The organism is Micropruina sonneratiae (assembly GCF_025972045.1).
Classification (GTDB): domain Bacteria; phylum Actinomycetota; class Actinomycetes; order Propionibacteriales; family Propionibacteriaceae; genus Micropruina; species Micropruina sonneratiae.
Map to the genome: position 1 here is coordinate 910,706 of NZ_JAPDHX010000001.1, position 17,359 is coordinate 928,064.

General features: G+C 71.1%; 20 protein-coding genes. 17 read left to right on the plus strand and 3 right to left on the minus strand.

Annotated features, from left to right (window positions below; genetic code table 11):
- Positions 1-210: 210 nt before the first annotated feature.
- On the plus strand, positions 211-813 hold the full coding sequence (locus OIE40_RS04545) for a hypothetical protein (protein WP_264700432.1): 603 nt from the start codon (positions 211-213) through the stop codon (positions 811-813).
- 48 nt (positions 814-861) lie between these two features.
- On the opposite strand, the gene OIE40_RS04550 is transcribed toward OIE40_RS04545, so the two are convergent.
- Positions 862-1,032, minus strand: coding sequence for a hypothetical protein (locus OIE40_RS04550; protein WP_264700433.1), 171 nt, complete (start codon positions 1,030-1,032; stop codon positions 862-864).
- Between the two features lie 52 nt (positions 1,033-1,084).
- Between OIE40_RS04550 and OIE40_RS04555 the strand changes: the two genes are divergently transcribed.
- From OIE40_RS04555 to OIE40_RS04585, 7 genes are all read left to right on the plus strand, one after another.
- Positions 1,085-1,594 carry a hypothetical protein gene (locus tag OIE40_RS04555; RefSeq protein WP_264700434.1) on the plus strand — a complete coding sequence of 170 codons (510 nt, stop codon included), beginning with the start codon at positions 1,085-1,087 and terminating at the stop codon, positions 1,592-1,594.
- Positions 1,595-1,820: 226 nt separating this feature from the next.
- On the plus strand, positions 1,821-1,982 hold the full coding sequence (locus OIE40_RS04560) for a helix-turn-helix domain-containing protein (RefSeq protein ID WP_264700436.1): 162 nt from the start codon (positions 1,821-1,823) through the stop codon (positions 1,980-1,982).
- Positions 1,983-2,592: 610 nt separating this feature from the next.
- Complete coding sequence (locus OIE40_RS04565; RefSeq protein ID WP_264700438.1) at positions 2,593-2,844, plus strand: YlxR family protein; 252 nt, start codon at positions 2,593-2,595, stop codon at positions 2,842-2,844.
- Between the two features lie 159 nt (positions 2,845-3,003).
- A complete protein-coding gene (gene infB, locus OIE40_RS04570; protein ID WP_264700440.1) occupies positions 3,004-5,952 on the plus strand; it encodes a translation initiation factor IF-2 in 2,949 nt (982 codons plus the stop codon).
- Positions 5,953-6,042: 90 nt separating this feature from the next.
- Positions 6,043-6,471: a 30S ribosome-binding factor RbfA gene (rbfA, locus tag OIE40_RS04575; RefSeq protein WP_264700441.1), complete on the plus strand. Its 429-nt coding sequence runs from the start codon at positions 6,043-6,045 to the stop codon at positions 6,469-6,471.
- A 104-nt stretch (positions 6,472-6,575) separates the two neighbouring features.
- On the plus strand, positions 6,576-6,731 hold the full coding sequence (locus OIE40_RS04580; protein ID WP_264700443.1) for a ribbon-helix-helix domain-containing protein: 156 nt from the start codon (positions 6,576-6,578) through the stop codon (positions 6,729-6,731).
- Positions 6,731-7,468 (plus strand): hypothetical protein, encoded by a 738-nt coding sequence (locus tag OIE40_RS04585; protein ID WP_264700445.1) that lies wholly within the window; start codon positions 6,731-6,733, stop codon positions 7,466-7,468. The genes OIE40_RS04580 and OIE40_RS04585 overlap by 1 nt, the downstream gene beginning before the upstream one ends.
- A 19-nt stretch (positions 7,469-7,487) precedes the next feature.
- Here OIE40_RS04585 and OIE40_RS04590 read toward each other — a convergent pair whose 3' ends face one another.
- The gene (locus tag OIE40_RS04590) at positions 7,488-7,688 is read right to left on the minus strand and encodes a hypothetical protein (RefSeq protein ID WP_264700447.1); all 201 of its coding nucleotides are present in this window, start codon (positions 7,686-7,688) and stop codon (positions 7,488-7,490) included.
- An 83-nt stretch (positions 7,689-7,771) separates the two neighbouring features.
- On the opposite strand from OIE40_RS04590, the gene OIE40_RS04595 reads away from it, so the two are divergent.
- The 9 genes from OIE40_RS04595 (at position 7,772) to OIE40_RS04635 (ending at position 16,292) form a co-directional block, all read left to right on the plus strand.
- Positions 7,772-8,368: a GNAT family N-acetyltransferase gene (locus OIE40_RS04595; protein WP_264700448.1), complete on the plus strand. Its 597-nt coding sequence runs from the start codon at positions 7,772-7,774 to the stop codon at positions 8,366-8,368.
- 17 nt (positions 8,369-8,385) lie between these two features.
- A complete protein-coding gene (gene truB, locus OIE40_RS04600; RefSeq protein WP_264700450.1) occupies positions 8,386-9,276 on the plus strand; it encodes a tRNA pseudouridine(55) synthase TruB in 891 nt (296 codons plus the stop codon).
- Positions 9,277-9,351: 75 nt separating this feature from the next.
- Positions 9,352-10,767 carry an APC family permease gene (locus OIE40_RS04605; RefSeq protein WP_264700452.1) on the plus strand — a complete coding sequence of 472 codons (1,416 nt, stop codon included), beginning with the start codon at positions 9,352-9,354 and terminating at the stop codon, positions 10,765-10,767.
- Between the two features lie 178 nt (positions 10,768-10,945).
- On the plus strand, positions 10,946-11,944 hold the full coding sequence (locus OIE40_RS04610; protein ID WP_264700454.1) for a siderophore ABC transporter substrate-binding protein: 999 nt from the start codon (positions 10,946-10,948) through the stop codon (positions 11,942-11,944).
- A gap of 43 nt (positions 11,945-11,987) precedes the next feature.
- Complete coding sequence (locus tag OIE40_RS04615; RefSeq protein WP_264700456.1) at positions 11,988-12,938, plus strand: ABC transporter permease; 951 nt, start codon at positions 11,988-11,990, stop codon at positions 12,936-12,938.
- Positions 12,931-13,965: an iron chelate uptake ABC transporter family permease subunit gene (locus OIE40_RS04620; RefSeq protein ID WP_264700457.1), complete on the plus strand. Its 1,035-nt coding sequence runs from the start codon at positions 12,931-12,933 to the stop codon at positions 13,963-13,965. Before OIE40_RS04615 ends, OIE40_RS04620 begins: the two co-directional genes overlap by 8 nt.
- A 4-nt stretch (positions 13,966-13,969) precedes the next feature.
- On the plus strand, positions 13,970-14,722 hold the full coding sequence (locus OIE40_RS04625) for an iron ABC transporter ATP-binding protein (RefSeq protein WP_264700459.1): 753 nt from the start codon (positions 13,970-13,972) through the stop codon (positions 14,720-14,722).
- A gap of 80 nt (positions 14,723-14,802) precedes the next feature.
- Complete coding sequence (locus tag OIE40_RS04630; RefSeq protein WP_264700460.1) at positions 14,803-15,054, plus strand: hypothetical protein; 252 nt, start codon at positions 14,803-14,805, stop codon at positions 15,052-15,054.
- Positions 15,051-16,292, plus strand: coding sequence for a DUF6895 family protein (locus tag OIE40_RS04635; RefSeq protein ID WP_264700461.1), 1,242 nt, complete (start codon positions 15,051-15,053; stop codon positions 16,290-16,292). Before OIE40_RS04630 ends, OIE40_RS04635 begins: the two co-directional genes overlap by 4 nt.
- Positions 16,293-16,307: 15 nt before the next feature.
- Here OIE40_RS04635 and OIE40_RS04640 read toward each other — a convergent pair whose 3' ends face one another.
- Positions 16,308-17,318 (minus strand): aldo/keto reductase family protein, encoded by a 1,011-nt coding sequence (locus OIE40_RS04640; protein WP_264700462.1) that lies wholly within the window; start codon positions 17,316-17,318, stop codon positions 16,308-16,310.
- Positions 17,319-17,359 lie beyond the last annotated feature (41 nt).

The following is a 17,359-nucleotide window of genomic DNA, read 5'->3' on the forward strand; positions in this document are numbered from 1 at the left end:
ACGGTCCTGATCGGTGGCTGTGGGTGTGCTGTGGGTCGTCTTCCGGCCTGACCGGTCAATTCGGACCGTGGGGACTCGGTGGGCAGCTATGGAACCCGAGAACAGTCGGCGTTGCTGAGAACGGACGCCCCGGACGCGACAGAAGGGTCGTGTTCCGGTGGTGGGGCTGAACGACATTCGGCCGCGGGGGCGGGCGACTACCCTGAGCGGGTGCCTTCCGAGAACAGCAGACCCCGCCGTCCGGCCTTCCGTGACCCGGCCATGCTCGAGCTGATGGGCGTGGGCAGCGACCCGATCGCCCAGCTGCACGCCGCCCACGAGACCGCCGCTGTCCTGCTGCGCACCGGCCGGGCGGCCGACGATCCGGCGGTGACCAGGCGGTTGGTCGACCTGGTGGACGAGATCGGGCTGTCGACGTTGGCCGATCTGTGGTCGTCGCGCCCGCCGCGCTCGCTGCCCGGTGCGTTGTGGCGGCTGTACTTCCTGCGCGAGTGGATGCGCACCGACGCCCCCGGCGTGGCGCGCAGCTACGCCGCCGGCGTCCGGTTCACCGAACCCAACCACGTGGTGGCGGGCATCGATCCGCCCCGGCCCGACGACGTCCGCCGGGTCGCCGACGACATTCTGCGCGGCGCCTTTACCGGCGACTTCGCCGTCGCCCTCGAGCGGGCCGCGGCTTTCTGCCTGGTGGCCTCCGCCGGCGGTGCCGACCTGGAGGGCTCCGAATGGCTGCTGCGGTCGCAGCGGCTGCAGCAGATGGCGTCCGACCTGACCGCGTGCGCGGGGCTGTGGCGGGCCGGCACCCTGCAGTGAATCAGGCGGAGGGTCGTCCCGGACCCGTCGCGGTGCGGGCCGGCCGGATCATCGTGGGGCTTGGCCGAGCGGCTTGACGGCCCTGATGAAGGCGCTGGCCAGCGCGCCATCGAGGGCGTCCACGGCGTCCGCCACCGTACGTCCCGCCGGCAGTTCGTCGCGCAGCGGTTCGGCCAGTTCGGCTAGCTCGTCGCGGTCGTAGCGCCGCGTGATCTGCACGTCGGGTGCCCCGAAGCCGGCCGAGACGAGCTTGTCGCGGTAGTCGGTGACGGTGAGCGCCGACGACGCACCCCGTCCACAACCCCGCCACCCGCACCCATTGCGGTGCCAGTTCGCGCAGCAGGACGACGTCGGCCGCGGCGAACCGGCCGTCGGGCCGCAGTACCCGGAACGCCTCGGCGAGCACGGCGTCCTTGTCGGTGGACACGGCCAGGCTGAGCAATTCGTCGGTGGCGTCGACCCCATAGGCGATGCCGCCCGGAGCGACGCGACGCGCCGACAGCAGGACGTCCAGCCCGCCGCCCGAACCGAGGTCGAGCACGTCGTCGCCGGGGTTGAGGTCGATCAGGGCGGTCGGGTTGCCGCAGCCGAGCGAGGCTGCGGCGGCGCCGGCCAGCGGCGCTTCGACGGCTGTGTACAGGTCGCGGGTGATCCGGTCGCAGCTGCCGCCGCAGCACGCGCCGTCGGTGCTGTCGGCGAGTCCCACCAGGCGCTGTGCGGACGTCGCGAACCTCTCGTGAACGGCCTGGGGGAGGTCGGCTGCGTCCATGGCGTCTCCTGATTCGATCAGTCTGGAATCAAGAGGTTGGCACGTAATTCGGCCAGGTCGGCCTCGGCGTCATCGGTCACGATAGAGGCATGACGATCGAGGTGGACGCCTGCTGTCCCGGGCAGGGATCGACCGGTGAACCGGCCCCCGACGACCTGGCCGCCGGCTTCAAGGCGCTCGGCGATCCGGTGCGGGTGCGGCTGTACGCGCTGATCGCCGCACGCGACGAGATCTGTGTGTGCGAGCTCACGCCGCAGTTCGAGCAGTCCACGTCATCACCCATCACCTCAAGGTGTTGCGCGAGGCAGGACTGGGTCGCGCCCAGCGCCGCGGGACGTGGGTGTACCACGCCTCCGTGCCGGACGCCGTGGCGCGGCTGGGAGCGTTCCTCACCGCCTGATCGGCTGAGCGTCCGCAGGGCGCCGCTTCGATCGCGCAACGCTCGAGCCGGGCCGGATTTGGGTTCTGGGTGGGACGGCCTATAGTTGGCGGTCGGTGTCGGGCTGAGGTAGCCCCGGGCTCCAACACTTGCCGCTACGAGCGGCCACGCGCCGAGAGGCGCTCCCAGCCCGGCACCGATCTTCTTCTCTCCCATGCCCTCGGTGAGGTCCCGGCATTCGCCGGGATGACGGATGTGGGCGGCCTTCGGTGAGGTCCCGGCGTTCGCCGGGATGACGGGGTGCGGTGGGTTCTCGGTGGGGTCCCGGCGTTCGCCGGGATGACGGGGTGCGGTGCGGGCCCTTCGGTGAGAATCCCCGGCGTCCGAACACGACTGAGCCCGGCCGTCCGAAGACAGCCGGGCCGGGAAGAGGAATCAGTCGATCGTGCGTTCAGACGCGCCTCCCTTCCGCACCACCACGCTCGCCGGCACCAAACGCTCGCCCCGGCTGGACGGCGATCGTGGTGGAGACCCGGTTGTTCATGTCCGCTACTCAACCGGCCGTTTCCGTGGAGGCTCTGGCTGCGTCCTATGGCCTGCCTGTGAGTGCGGCCCGCTACCCTTGGACGCCGTGACGACCCCCCAACGGATGTGCGCCGGCTGCCGCGAGCGGGCCGCCAAGGACGCCCTGGTCCGGCTGGTCTGGGACGGCGAAACCTCGGTCGTCGTCGACCTCCACCAGCGGTTGCCGGGGCGGGGCGTCTACCTGCACCCGGCCTGCGCCGCCCGGGCACTGAAATCGCGGGCGATCGGACGCGGCCTGCGCCGCAACCTCGACGGCAAGGAGGTGGGGAATGTCCTCGCCACGCTCCCGGTTGGGTGATTCGAGGGCGACGGCGATAGACTTGCAGGTGCGCCTCCGCCGATCCGTGGCGGATCCCAACCAGAAAGTGGGCTAACGCTCATGACCACTCGATGAGTACCTCGAAATGAGCAACAACAACTAGCTGGCCTGCGCACCACGCGGGCCTGAAGGAGAGTAGTGGCCAAGGTCCGCGTCTACGAGCTCGCCAAGGAGCTCGGACTCGAAAGCAAAGATCTTCTGAAGAAGCTGAACGACATGGGCGAGTTCGTCCGGTCGGCTTCTTCCACCATCGAGCCGCCCGTCGTCCGGCGGCTCAACGAACGCATGTCGGCCGAGAAGGCCCCGAGCGCGCCGTCGTCCGGCGCCAAGCCCCAGGCCAACCGTCCCGGCGGCTCGGTCCCGCGTCCCGCTCCGGCTCAGCAGTCCGCGCCGCAGGCGTCCGCGACCACCGCCGGCGGGCAGCAGAGCACCCAGGCCCGGCCGTCCGGCCCGCGCCCGGGCGCCGGCCAGTCCGGCCAGGCGAGCCAGGCGAGCCAGCCGGCACCGAGCGTCCAGCAGCGGCCGTCGGCGACGCCGCAGCCGCGTCCGAGCGCGCCGCAGGCCCGCTCCGACGCAGGCCAGGCGCGCCCCGCCGAGCAGCAGCGCCCCGCGGCCCAGTCGCGTCCGGCCTCCGGCGAAGGGTCGGCAGCCACGGCGGCCCGTCCGTCGTCCGGCACCCCGGGGCCGCGTCCGTCGGCCCCGCGGCCGATGCCGCGTCCGGGTGGCACCGGCGGCCTGCCCGGCCAGGGCGGCAACCGCCGGCCCGGCGCACCGCGTCCGGGCAACAACCCGTTCTCGTCCAGCCAGGGCATGGGCGTGCGGCGCGCCCGGCCCGAGGGCGGCACGGCCCCGGCCGGCCGCACGGACGCCCGTGGCGGCTCCGCGCGTCCCGGACAGCCCGGCGGTGCCCGGCCCGGGCCCCGCTCCGGCGTGCCCGGCATGCCGCGTCCCAATCCCGCGATGATGCCCCGCCAGGCCAACCCGTCCCTGGGCAGCACCCAGGGCCGCACCGGTGGCGGCGGCGGACGCGGTGGCTTCGGCGGCGGCGGACGCCCCGGCGGCGGTCCCGCGAACCGGGGTGGCTTCGGTGGTCCCGGACGTCCCGCGGGTGGGCCTCCCACCGGTGGCGGCGGTCGCGGCCGTGGTGGCCGCGGCGGGTCGGGCACCCAGGGTGCGTTCGGTCGCGCCGGCGGGCCGGCCAAGCGCGGACGCAAGAGCAAGAAGCAGCGCAGGCAGGAATTCGACCAGATGGAGGCCCCGACGATCGGTGGCGTCCGGATCCGGTCCGGTGACGGCTCGACGGTGCGGCTGCGCCGTGGCGCGTCGTTGACCGACCTGGCCGAGAAGATCGGTGTCGATCCGGCGTCGCTGGTGCAGGTGCTGTTCAACCTGGGCGAGATGGTCAACGCCACCCAGTCGGTGGCCGACGACACGCTGCAGGTGCTGGGCGCCGAGCTCAACTACTCCATCGAGGTCGTCTCGCCCGAGGACGAGGACCGCGAACTGCTGGAGAGCTTCGACATCGAGTTCGGTGAGGACGAAGGCGGCGAGGCCGACCTGGCCCCGCGTCCGCCGGCCGTCACCGTGATGGGCCATGTCGACCACGGCAAGACCAAGCTGCTGGACGCCATCCGGCACACCAACGTGGTCGCCGGCGAGGCCGGTGGCATCACCCAGGCCATCGGCGCCTACCAGGTGACCACCGAGGTCGACGGCAACGAGCGCAAGATCACCTTCATCGACACCCCGGGTCACGAGGCGTTCACCGCCATGCGTGCCCGCGGCGCCAAGTCGACCGACATCGCCGTGCTGGTGGTGGCGGCCGACGACGGCGTGATGCCGCAGACGATCGAGGCGCTCAACCACGCCAAGGCGGCCGAGGTGCCGATCGTGGTCGCGGTGAACAAGGTCGACAAGGAGACCGCCGACCCGGCCAAGGTGCGCGGCCAGCTCACCGAGTACGGCCTGGTGCCCGAGGAGTACGGCGGCGACACCATGTTCGTCGACGTCTCGGCCACCACCAGGCAGGGCCTGGACGAGCTGCTCGAGGCTATCGTGCTCACCGCGGACGCCTCACTCGACCTGCGCGCCAACCCGGACATGCCCGCGCAGGGCGTGGCCATCGAGGCGCACCTGGACAAGGGCCGCGGCCCGGTCGCCACGGTGCTGGTGCACCGCGGCACGCTGCACACCGGCGATTCGATTGTCGCCGGCTCGGCGCACGGTCGCGTCCGCGCCATGATCAACGACCAGGGCGAACAGGTCGACGAGGCGCCGCCGTCCATGCCGGTGCAGGTGCTCGGCTTGACCTCGGTGCCAGGCGCGGGCGACAACTTCCTGGTCGTCGAGGACGACCGGATGGCCCGGCAGATCGCCGACAAGCGCGAGGCCCGGAAGCGGGCGGCGATGCTGGCCAAGTCGACCCGGCGCAAGACCCTCGACCAGCTGTTCGAGCAGCTCGAGAAGGGCGAGACGCAGGAGCTCAAGCTCATCCTCAAGGGCGATTCGGCCGGTTCGGTCGAGGCGCTCGAGGACGCGCTGGCCAACATCGAGATCTCCGACGAGGTCAGCCTGCGGGTCATCGACCGCGGTGTCGGTGCGATCACCGAGACGAACGTGTCGCTGGCCGAGGCGTCCGACGCGGTGATCATCGGCTTCAACGTGCGCCCCCAGGGCAAGGCCACCCAGCTGGCGGATTCGGCCGGTGTCGACATCCGCTACTACTCGGTGATCTACGCCGCGATCGACGACGTCGAGTCGGCGCTGAAGGGCATGCTCAAGCCGATCTTCGAAGAGAAGGTCACCGGCCAGGCCGAGATCCGGGAGATCTTCCGGTCGTCCAAGTTCGGCACCATCGCGGGCTGTATGGTCATCGACGGTTCCGTGCGGCGCAACTCGAAGGCCCGTCTGATCCGCGACGGAGTGGTGGTGACCGACACCTCGATCGCCTCCCTGCGGCGCGAGAAGGACGACGTCACGGAGGTCCGCGAGGGCTACGAGTGCGGCATGACGCTGACCAACTACTCCGACATCAAGGTCGACGACGTGATCGAGACCTACGAGATGGTGGAGAAGCCGCGCGACTGACGCGTCAGGGGCCCCGGTGGATGTCCTCCACCGGGGCCTTGGCGCACTAGGGTGGGGGCGTTTCGTGACCCGCCGAGAAGGAGGCCCGTGATGGGTAACCCGCGTTACATCAAGGTCGCCGAGCAGATCAAGGTGATCGTGGCGGAGCTGCTCGAGCGGAGGATCAAGGATCCCCGGCTCGGGTTCGTGACGCTCACCGACGTCCGGCTCACCGGCGACGGCCGGGAGGCGACCGTCTTCTACACCGTGATGGGCGACGAGCAGGCCCGCACCGACAGCGCCGCGGCGCTCGAGTCGGCGCGGGGGCTGATCCGCTCGCAGGTGGGCAAGCAACTCGGGATGAAGTTCACCCCGACCATCGCGTTCGTGCTCGACTCGGTCCCCGAATCGGCCGCCGCGATCGAGGACGTGCTGGCCCGGGCTCGCGCCGCCGACGAGGCGGTGGCCGCCCAGGCCGCCGAGGCGTCCTATGCCGGCGAGGCGGATCCGTACCGCAAGCCGGACGACCCGGAGGCCTGAGCGCCCCGATCGGCTCCGTCAAACACCAGCGCCCACGAGCTATCGTGGGCGCTGGTTCGCTTGTGGGGGCTTGCATTTCGCGCCTAGAATGCTAGCATTCAAGTATGCGAGCAAATGAGGACGAGGACCCCAAGGTCCAGTTCAACGTGTACCTGCCGAAGTCGCTGGTCACGGCGTTGAAGCACCGGGCCATCGACGAGGGGCTGAGCATGTCGGCGTTCGTCGAGCGGCTCGCCCGTGACTACCTCAAGGAGCAGTGATGATCATCAGTAGGCCCGTGCAGTACACCAGCCGGGTGGGTGAGTACCGCGCGTTGTTGCGGGCGCTCGGCCTGGTCGAGTTGCCGACCGAGGCCGAAACCGGTGGGTCCGATGTCTGGACGGTGTTCCAGGCCGGGTCGGGACGGGTGGCGCTGCACGCCGTGGACGCCGGCGACCCGCTCGACGGCGGCGCGGCGCTGGGCTTCGAGACCGACGAGCTGGACGCCGTGGCCGGCCGCCTCGCCCAGGCGTCCGGGGTGGAGGTGCGCCGCTTCGCGCGCTCGGACGGCAAGGCGATCGAGGCGGTGGCGGCCGACGGTCAACACCTGTTCCTGCTGGCCCCGACCCCCGGCCAGGTCACGGCCGAGGTGGCCGAACTGGCCGCCCTGGCGCTGTGGGTGACCCCCGACGTCGCGGGCGCGGCTTACGTGCTGAACGGGCTCGGGTTGCGCGGCACGGTCGCCAGCGACGGTGGGGGCTGGTACCAGGCGTCCGCCGACGGTGGCGGGCTGGCCGCCGCGCACGACGGGACCGAGGCCTCGGCGCAACTGTCGTTCGAGTACGACGGCGACGTGCAGGCGCTGCAGGGCCGGCTCGAGGCCCATGGCATCGGCTGCGCACTGGTGGACGAGTCCTACGGACGCACGCTGCTGGTGGACCGCCCCGACGGCGGCGACCCGCTGTGGGTGAACGAGCGGCAGACCGATCTATACGGCTACGTGGCCCTGAACGCCTGACAGCGCGGGGCGGGGTGGGTCAGCGGGACGCCGCTGCCGCGCCCACCCCGAGCGCGACGTCGGCCAGGGCGTCGGCGTGGGCCTGGGCCGAGTCGATCAGCGGCAGCGGGCTCTCCTCGGGGCCGACCAGTAGGCCGATCTCGGTGCAGGCCAGCACCACCGCCTGAGCGGCCAGGTCGTCGATGGCGCGAAGGTAGTCGCGGCGGGAGGCGTCCGTCACCACGCCCTGGGTGAGTTCGTCGAAGACCTCGAACGCCCCCTACCGGTAGTGATCCGTCCGGAATGGTGCCTAGGGTGAGCGACGTGAGCACGAGACGGGAGGACGGCATGACCCAGTACCGCGTGGAGGAGTTGACCGCGGCGACCTGGCCGGCGTTCGAGGCGCTGGTGCGCAAGCACAACGGCATTTTCGGCGGGTGCTGGTGCCTGTGGTTCCACGAGCAGCCCGGGACGGGTACCCAGGACGGCAACTGCGCGGCCAAGAAGGACCTCGTCGAGGACGGCGTCGCGCACCACGCCCTGGTGATGGAGGGTGACGCCGCGGTCGGCTGGTGCGAGTACGGCAGCCCCGCCGAGCTGCCGAACATCTATCACCACAAGGAGTACGACGCCAGCGGCATCGAGCCTACGAGGTACCGGATCACCTGCTTCTTCGTGGACCGCGACCACCGGCGACACGGCGTCGCCGAACTGGCGCTGGGCGGGGCACTGGATGCCATCGCCCGGGCCGGCGGCGGCAGCGTCGAAGGGTTCCCACGGCACGATCTGGACGGCCGCAAGCTGTCGGCGTCCTTCCTGTTCAACGGCACCTTGCACATGTTCGAGCGGGCCGGTTTCAGTCGGGTCCGCGACCTGGGCACGTTGCGTACCATCGTCCGGCGTGAGGTGGCCCCCGCCTGAGTCACTACCCTGAGCGGGTGAATGACAGCGGCATCCTGGTCGTCGACAAACCGCAGGGCTGGACGTCCCATCAGGTCGTCGGCCGATGCCGCCGGCTGCTCGGCACCCGCAAGGTCGGCCACGCCGGCACCCTCGACCCGATGGCGACCGGCGTCCTGGTCGTCGGCGTGAACCGGGCCACCCGGCTGCTCGGCCACCTGGCGCTCACCTCCAAGAGCTACACCGCCACGGTCCGGCTCGGCGTCGCCACCGTCACCGACGACGCCGAGGGCGAGGCCACCTCCACCGCGGGTGCCGCGGGGTTGGGTGACGACGCGATCGAGGCCGCGCTGGCGCCGCTGCGCGGCGACATCGTCCAGGTGCCCTCGACGGTGTCGGCGATCAAGATCGACGGCCAGCGGGCCTACGCCCGCGCCCGCCGTGGTGAAAACGTGCAGCTCGCCGGACGCCCCGTCACCGTCAGCCGCTTCGAGGTGCTCGGACGCCGTGACGCCACCGCCGACGGCGTCGCCGTGGTCGACCTCGACGTCGTCGTCGACTGCTCCTCAGGCACCTACATCAGGGCCCTGGCCCGCGACCTGGGAACGGCACTCGGCGTCGGCGGGCATCTGACCGCCCTGCGCCGGACGAAGGTCGGCGGGTTCGACCTGGTCGGTGCCCTGACGCCCGTGGCGCTGACGGCCGACCCGCCCAGGCGTCCGGCCCTGATCCCACTGGCCGAGGTGGCCCGGCGCAGCTTCGCCTGCCTCGAGCTGGACGCCGACGAGGCCCGCGATGTCGGCCACGGGCGGCCGCTGCGGCGTCCGGTGCCGGCCGAGGTGACCGCCCTGCTGCACGACGACGAGCTGCTCGCGCTCTACCGTCCCGAGGGGGAGCGCGCGGTCCCGGTGGCGGTGCTGGTCGGCTGAGTTCTCCCGCCCGGAAGACGCTTGTCAGGCGTCCGCAGGTGGTGCAGGGTGTAGCCACACACCCCGGAGGTTGCCATGTCCGCCACCGAACAGACCGAAACCGGCAAGCCCAACGAACTGAAGCGGGTGATGGGGCCGGGCCTGCTGCTGCTGTTCATCGTGGGCGACATCCTCGGCACCGGCATCTACGCCCTGACCGGCGTCGTGGCCAAAGAGGTGGGCGGGGTCGTCTGGCTGCCGTTCCTGATCGCCTTCGTGGTGGCCACCATCACCGCCTACAGCTACCTGGAGCTGGTCACCAAGTATCCGCGGGCCGCCGGTGCGGCGCTGTACACCCACCGAGCCTTCGGCATCCACTTCCTCACCTTCGTCGTCGCCTTCACCGTGATGACCTCGGGCATCACCTCGGCCTCGACCGCCGCCCGCGCCTTCGCCGAGAACCTGCAGAAGGGCTTCGGCATGGACGCCTCGGCGGCCCTCACGACGGTGATCGCGATCGGTTTCATGCTGCTGGTGGCCGCGGTCAACGTTCGCGGAGTCGGCGAGAGCGTCAAGGCGAACGTGGTGCTGACCTGCATCGAGCTGTCCGGCCTGCTGCTGGTCATCTTCGTGGCCGTCTTCGCCATGTCGCAGGGCAGGGCCGACTTCTCCCGGGTGACCGTCTTCGACACCCCCGAGGACAAGGGCGTCTTCATCGCAGTCACCACGGCGACCTCGCTCGCCTTCTTCGCCATGGTCGGGTTCGAGGATTCGGTCAACATGGCCGAGGAGACCAAGGACCCGACCAGGATCTTCCCGCGGATCATGCTCACCGGGTTGAGCATCACCGGGCTGATCTACGTACTGGTGTCCATCTCCGCGGTGGCCCTGGTGCCGCCGGGCGAGTTGTCTCAGGAGGGCGCCACCCCGCTGCTGCTGGTTGTCCAGACCGGCGCCCCGGACCTGCCGATCGCGGCCATCTTCCCGTTCATCTCGATGTTCGCGGTCGCCAACTCGGCCCTGATCAACATGCTGATGGCGTCGCGGCTGCTGTACGGCATGGCGAACGAGGGCGTGCTGCCTCCGGTCTTCGGCAAGGTGCTCAAGGGACGGCGGACGCCGTGGGTCGCGATCCTGTTCACCACCGCGCTGGCCGTCGGGCTGATCACCTTCGTCGGCCAGGTCTCCCAACTCGGCGGCACCACCGCGCTTCTGCTGCTCGGCGTCTTCGCCCTGGTCAACGTGGCCGTGCTGGTGCTGCGCAAGGACACCGTCGAGCACGACCACTTCACCGCCCCGAGCTGGCTGCCGATCGTCGGCGCGTTGAGCTGCGCCTATCTGGTCGGGCCGTGGACCGGCCGCTCCCTCGAGCAGTACTGGATCGCCGCGGTGCTGCTGGCGATCGGCGTCGGCCTGAGCCTGGTGATGTTCCTGGTGAACAAGCGGCAGCACCGTCCGATGAGGTTCGAGCACCCCGACGACGACCTCGGGTCGCGCGGCCCGCTCAACTGAGCCCGCACGACCGAATTCCCCAGCGCCGGGCAGTGCCGCTGGCGAGGCGTGTGTTCACACTGCGGACCGGAGCCACCACAAGGCTGTCGACTAAATACGTTATGCGCGTGTACTCAAATAAATCTCCCCGCACGTTGCCCCTGACGACCCGAAATCGGACCGCCGGGCCCTGCCTGCGGTGTTGCTCGCCGCGGTTGCGCTGCTGGCCACCGCCTGCAGCGCCGGCACCCCCGCGGCCTCCACGCCCGCCGGTCCGACGGTCGAGGTCGAGAACGCCAAGCCGACCCTGAAGCAGGTCGAGGAAGAGGGCACCACCTCGATGCAGGAGGACCTCGAGGTGGCCCGCGCCTCGGTCACGGTGCCGCAGAACCCGGCCAAGGTGGTCACCTTCGACATCGCCACCCTCGACACGCTGGACGCCATCGGCGCCGGTGACAGCGTGGTGGGCATCCCCACCATCGGCCTGCCCGACTACCTCTCCACGTACGCCGACCTGCCCAAGGTCGGCACCCTGTTCGAGCCCGACTTCGAGGCCGTCAGCGCGCTGGCGCCCGACCTGATCGTCACGGCGGCCCGCAGCACCGGCCAGTACGACGAACTGGCGCGCATCGGCACCACGATCGACCTGACCGCCAAGTACGCCGGCACCTTCGACCCCGACGCCGGGCTGGTCCGCGCCGAGCAGCTCGGCACCATCTTCGACAAGGCCGACGAGGTCACCAAACTGGCCGACGCCATCAAGGCCAAGCAGCAGGCGCTGCAGGCCTCGGCCAAGGACGCCGGCACCGCGCTGGTGCTGTCGGTCTCCGGCGGCGAGTACGGCGCGTTCGGTGAAGGCTCCCGGTTCGGCTACTTCTTCGACACCCTCGGCTTCACCCCGGCGGTCCCGGCCGCCGAGCTGCCGGGCGCGGAGGGTTCCTCGCACGGCGACACCGTCTCGAACGAGTTCATCCTGAAGGCCAACCCCGACTGGATCATCGCGTTCGATCGCGGCGCCGCCACCGGTGAGCCGGCCAGCGCCGAGGAGACCCTGAGCAACGAGCTGGTGGCGAAGACGACCGCGGGCAAGGAGCAGCAGATCATCTACCTGCCCGCGCCCGAGCTCTACATCGTGATCAACGGCGTCACCGCCATCGATCGGGTGCTCGACTCGGTGCAGTCCGTGCTGGACAAGTGAGCCGGCGCTGAAGCGTCCCACCCTGCTGATCGTCGCGGGGGTCGTGCTGGTCACGGCCCTCGCGACGGCGTCCGTGCTGGTCGGTGTCGCCGAACTCGACCGTTTCGTGCTGCTCGCCAGCCGGCTGCCGCGCACCGCCGCCCTGGTCCTGACCGGGGCGGCGATGGCTGTCACCGGCCTGATCATGCAGCTGCTGACGCGCAACCGGTTCGTCGAACCGACCACCACCGGCGCCGGGGACGCCGCCAGCTTCGTCCTGCTGATGCTGCTGCTGACCACTCCGGGGCTGCCGCTGGCCGGCAAGGCCGCGGTGGCCACCCTGGGCGCGCTGGTCGGCGTGTTCGGCTTCCTCGCGCTGGCGCGGCGCATCCCCGTCCGCTCCAGCGTGCTGGTGCCGGTGATCGGCATCATGTACGGCGGCGTGATCGGCGCCGTGACCACCTTCATCGCCTACCGCACCGAACTGCTGCAGGAGCTGCTCAGTTGGAGCGTCGGCGACTTCTCTGGCATCCTGCGTGGCCGCTACGAGATGCTCTACCTCGCCGCCGCTGCCGCGCTGGTGGCCTGGGTCGCCGCCGACCGGTTCACCGTCGCAGCCCTCGGCGAGGACACCGCGCGCGGGCTGGGCCTGGACAGCCGCGGCGTCCTGCTGCTGGGGGTCACCATCGTCGCTGTCGTCACCGGCATCGTGTCGGTGACCACCGGGCTGGTGCCGTTCCTGGGCCTGGTGGTGCCCAACCTGGTCAGCCGGATGATCGGCGACCACATGCGTAGGGCGGTGCCACTGGTCGCCCTGCTCGGGGCCGCCCTGGTGCTGGGTTGTGACCTGATCGGACGCCTCGTCCGGTTCCCGTTCGAGATCCCGATCTCGATCGTGATGGGCATCGTGGGCGGCGTGACCTTCCTGTGGCTGCTGCTCGGTCCCGCCTCGCAGCCGGGGCGCGCGTCACGTCCGGCCGCCCGGCCGGTTCCGGTGGGCCGACGCCGTGGCTGAGCACACCCGCGCCGGAGCCGGCACCCGTCCCATTGCTTCGGGCGCCGCGTCAGGCACCACCTCCGCCCGGCGCCGTCCGGCCTTCGGTCCGGGCGCCCGGATCGCCCTGCTCGCAGTCGTGGCGGCAGGGGTGCTCGCGCTCTACCTGTTCCAGGACCTGCCGGCCCGGTGGCAGTACCCGCTCGACCTGCGCGGCCGCACCCTCGCCGGCATGCTGCTGGTCGCGGTCGCCGTCGGCGTCTCGACCGTGCTGTTCCAGACCATCACCGCCAACCGCATCCTGACCCCCGGGATCATGGGGTTCGACGCGGTGTTCATGGCCATCCAGGTGTTCACCGTGTTCGCGCTCGGGCCGGTGGTGCTGGTCGCGACGCCGCCGCTGGTGTCGTGGGGGGTCGAACTGGTGCTGATGTCCGGCTTCGTGGTCGGGCTGTACTGGTGGCTGTTCATGGGCCGCCGGCTCGACCTGCACGTGATCGTGCTGGCCGGACTGGTGCTCGGCACGGTGTTCCGTTCGATCACCGCCTTCCTGCAGCGGCTACTCGACCCCGACACGTTCGCGATCGTGCAGGACCTCGCGTTCGCGAGCTTCACCTCCGTCGACCGCACCCTGCTGCTGCCCACCGCCGTGCTGGTGCTGGCGGCGCTGGCCAGCCTGTGGCCGATCCGGCACGACCTCGACGTGCTCGGCCTGGGCGAGGCGCCCGCGATCGGGCTCGGGGTGGAGCACCGCCGGGTCGTGATGCACGTGATCGTCGTGGTCGCGGTCCTGGTGGGAGCGTCCACCGCGCTGGTCGGGCCGGTGATGTTCTTCGGCCTGCTGGTCGCCAACGTCGCCTACACGATGGTGGGTCACCGGCACTCGCGCAGCCTGCCCGCGGCCGTGCTGATCGGGCTGATCGCCCTGGTGGGCGGGCAGTGGTTCCTCGACCGGGTGCTCGGCTTCGCCACCGAGCTGCCGGTCGTGATCGAATTCCTCGGCGGGGTCGTGTTCATCGCCCTCGTGCTGGCCGGAAGGGCACGGTGATCCGATGATCCAGACTGATTCGCTGACCAAGCGGCACGGTGACATCGTGGCGGTCGACGACGTCACGATCGAGCTCGGAGACGGGCTGACCGCAATCATCGGGCCCAACGGCGCCGGCAAGTCGACCCTGCTGTGCTCCATCGGCCGGCTGATCCGCGCCGATGCCGGACGCGTCGTGGTCGGCGGTCTCGACGTCGCCACCACCCGCTCGCGCGACCTGGCCCGCCGGCTGGCCGTCCTGCGCCAGGAGAACCACCTGCCGATCCGGCTCAGCGTCGAGGAGCTGGTCGGCTTCGGTCGCTTCCCGCACGGCGGCAACGGTCGCAGCGTGCACGACCGCGCCCGGATCGAGAACGCCCTCGATCTGCTGGGCCTCGAACCGGTGCGCGGACGCTTCCTCGACGAACTGTCCGGCGGGCAGCGGCAGCGCGCCTTCGTGGCGATGGCGCTGGCCCAGGACACCGACTACCTGCTGCTCGACGAGCCGCTGAACAACCTCGACCCCCGGCACGCCGTCGAGCTGATGCGGCTGCTCACCCGGCTGGTGACTCAGCGTGACCTACGGATCGTGGTGGTGCTGCACGACCTCAACGTCGCCGCCCGCTACGCCGACGAGGTGGTGGCGATGCGTGAGGGCCGGGTGGTCGCCCAGGGCAGCGTCGAGCAGGTGATCACCGTCGAGCAGCTCAGCGACCTGTTCGAGACCCCGGCCCGGGTGGCCGAGGTGGAGGGCCGCCGGATCGTGCTGTGGGAGTAGTTCTGCGCAGTCCCGGACGCTGCGGCGTCCGCTCCTGACAGGCAGGCCCGAACACCCGGACCGCTCTGATAGGAGGCGACATGCCCAACGAGGAGATCGACGCCAAGCTGGCTGCGAACTTCGCCCGTGCCATCGACTTCGCCGCGGTCGGTTCGACCGTGACCGAACTCGGCGGCTCCGTCTACGACGACGACGGCTGGATCCGGTGGTGCGGCAGTGACTACCGCATCTTCAAGTGGCGGGGCTTCGACGCCCGCGACGAGCTGCTCAAGGAGCTCACCCTGAACCTGCGCGAGCTGAACGCCAAGCTCGGCCAGGGCCGGATCGGGTGATCACCACCACCACCGCACCCCCGGCCGGGCTCGCGTCCCGGCCGGGGGCGCCCGGCCCGGCGCCGACATCCGCACCGCCGATCGACCATGTCTGGGTCGGCCGCGGCCTCACCCTGGCGCACCGCGCCCTCGACATCGTCACCACCGCCGACCCGGACGCCGCCGCCGAGCTGGGCGCGAGCACCGGCAAGGTGATCGCCGAGACGGCGATCCTGCTGCGCGCCCTGCCCAGGGAGCATCGCGGGCCGCAGTGGCGGGCGCTCGCCGACCGGGTGGCCGCGCTGGCCCGGGATCCGCGCACGCTGCTCGCCCTGGCCCTGCACGCCTCGGCGTCGTTCGAACTGGCCGTGCCCTACCTGGTCCTGCGCGAACACTCCCGGTCGGAGGCAATCGATGCCCTGCTGCGTGCCTGCTTCGAGGCCTCGGCCGCGCAGGGCCGCGAACTGCTGCCGCACCGTGGGCTGGAGCGGCTGTGGCTGCTCGGCATGCTCGACGGCGACCCGACGATCGACCCGGCCGACCTGGCCGGCACCGTGCTCGCGCACGAACTCGACGTGCTGCACGGCACCCGCGACGATCACTACGCGTTCACCCACGCGCTGTTCTACGCCACCGATTTCGGGCGCTGCCCGGGCGCCGTGCCCACGACGCTGGTGCCCGGCCTGGTGGCGCAGGCACGCTCGGCACTGGCCGGCGCCCTCGATGACGACGACTATGACCTGGCCGGAGAGCTGCTGCTCACCTGGCCGCTGCTGGGAGTGCCGGCCGGGCCGGTCGAAGCCACCGCACTGCGGGTGCTGGCCGAGGTGGCCGAGCAGGTCGGCACGCTGCCGTCGCTGACCCTCGCCCTGCCGCAGCCCGAGGGTGCCGCTGTCGCTGCCGCGGACGCCGCGGTGCTCAGCACCTACCACACCGGCTTCGTGTTCACCGTGCTGGCCGCGCTCGCCGGCCGGGTGCCGTGGGCGGCTCCCGAGGCGTCCCGCCGTGAACCCTTGGACGGCGGCGCGGCCGCAGGGCCGACGCTCGACTGGCCCGACGACGGCCGGCGTCCGGGCTGGCTGGCGGTGCCCGCCGCGACTTTCGCGATGGGTGCTCTGCCGCTGGAGGCCCGGCTGCGCCGGCTCGCGCGGGCCGGCCGGGCGTCCGACCTGGCGCAGCTGCTGTGCCGCCGCGGCGTGCCGTCGACGCCGGCGACCAGGCAGGCGCTGCACCTGCTGCAGCGCCTCAGCCTGCTTTGACCGCGATCGGCGGGGTCAGCTCGGGCGTTTCTCGGGGGTGCTCTGCGCGGTCAGCGCCGGGTCACGCACCACCACGTCGCCCAGTGCCTCGTCGATCGCGGCCAGCACCTCGGCCGACAGCCTCACCCCGGACGCCTGCGCGTTGCCCGTGACCTGCTCAGGCCTCGACGCGCCGACGATGGCGCAGGCGACGTTGTCGTTGGCCAGCACCCAGGCGATCGCCAGTTGCGCCATCGTGATGCCGAGATCGGACGCGATCGGCTGCAGCCGTTGCACCCGTTCGAGGATCGTGTCGTCCATGAACCGGCTGATCGTCCGCTGGCCGCCCTTGGTGTCGGTGGCCCGGGAGCCCTCGGGGGCCGCCTCGCCCGGCAGGTACTTGCCGGTCAGCACGCCCTGCGCGATCGGCGACCACACCACCTGGGACATGCCGAGCTCCTTCGAGGCGGGCACCACCTCGTCCTCGATCACCCGCCACAGCATCGAGTACTGCGGCTGGTTCGACACCAGGGCGAAGCCGAGCTGCTTCGCCAGTTGCTGCCCGGCGCGCAGCTGGTCGGCCGACCATTCGCTGACCCCGATGTAGAGCGCCTTGCCGGCCCGGACGACGTCGGCGAAGGCCTGCATGGTCTCCTCCAACGGAGTCTCCACGTCGAAGCGGTGCGCCTGGTACACGTCCACGTAGTCGGTCCGCAGCCGGGTCAGCGAGCCGTTGATCGACTCCATGATGTGCTTGCGGGACAGTCCCGAGTCGTTGTGGCCGCCCGGGCCGGTCGGCCAGAACACCTTGGTCATGATCTCGATCGACTCGCGGCGCTGACCGGCCAGCGCCTCACCCAGCACCGTCTCGGCCTTGGTGTTGGCGTAGACGTCGGCGGTGTCGAAGGTGGTGATGCCTGCGTCCAGCGCGGCCCGCACGCAGGCCAGCGCCGCCTCGTTCTCGACCTGCGACCCGTGGGTCAGCCAGTTGCCGTAGGTGATCTCGGAGATCTTCAGCCCCGAGCTGCCCAGATGACGAAACTCCATGCGCACCATCCAACCACTCCGGCGTCCCGCTGCTCCGGGGG

Bases quoted from the DNA above. Each gene is read 5' to 3' on its own strand.
- OIE40_RS04630 (WP_264700460.1), top strand. From the start codon at position 14,803: ATGCCCAACGAGGAGATCGACGCCAAGCTGGCTGCGAACTTCGCCCGT.
- OIE40_RS04640 (WP_264700462.1), bottom strand. From the start codon at position 17,318: ATGGAGTTTCGTCATCTGGGCAGCTCGGGGCTGAAGATCTCCGAGATC.
- OIE40_RS04605 (WP_264700452.1), top strand. From the start codon at position 9,352: ATGTCCGCCACCGAACAGACCGAAACCGGCAAGCCCAACGAACTGAAG.
- OIE40_RS04585 (WP_264700445.1), top strand. From the start codon at position 6,731: ATGATCATCAGTAGGCCCGTGCAGTACACCAGCCGGGTGGGTGAGTAC.
- OIE40_RS04580 (WP_264700443.1), top strand. From the start codon at position 6,576: ATGCGAGCAAATGAGGACGAGGACCCCAAGGTCCAGTTCAACGTGTAC.
- OIE40_RS04625 (WP_264700459.1), top strand. From the start codon at position 13,970: ATGATCCAGACTGATTCGCTGACCAAGCGGCACGGTGACATCGTGGCG.
- rbfA (WP_264700441.1), top strand. From the start codon at position 6,043: ATGGGTAACCCGCGTTACATCAAGGTCGCCGAGCAGATCAAGGTGATC.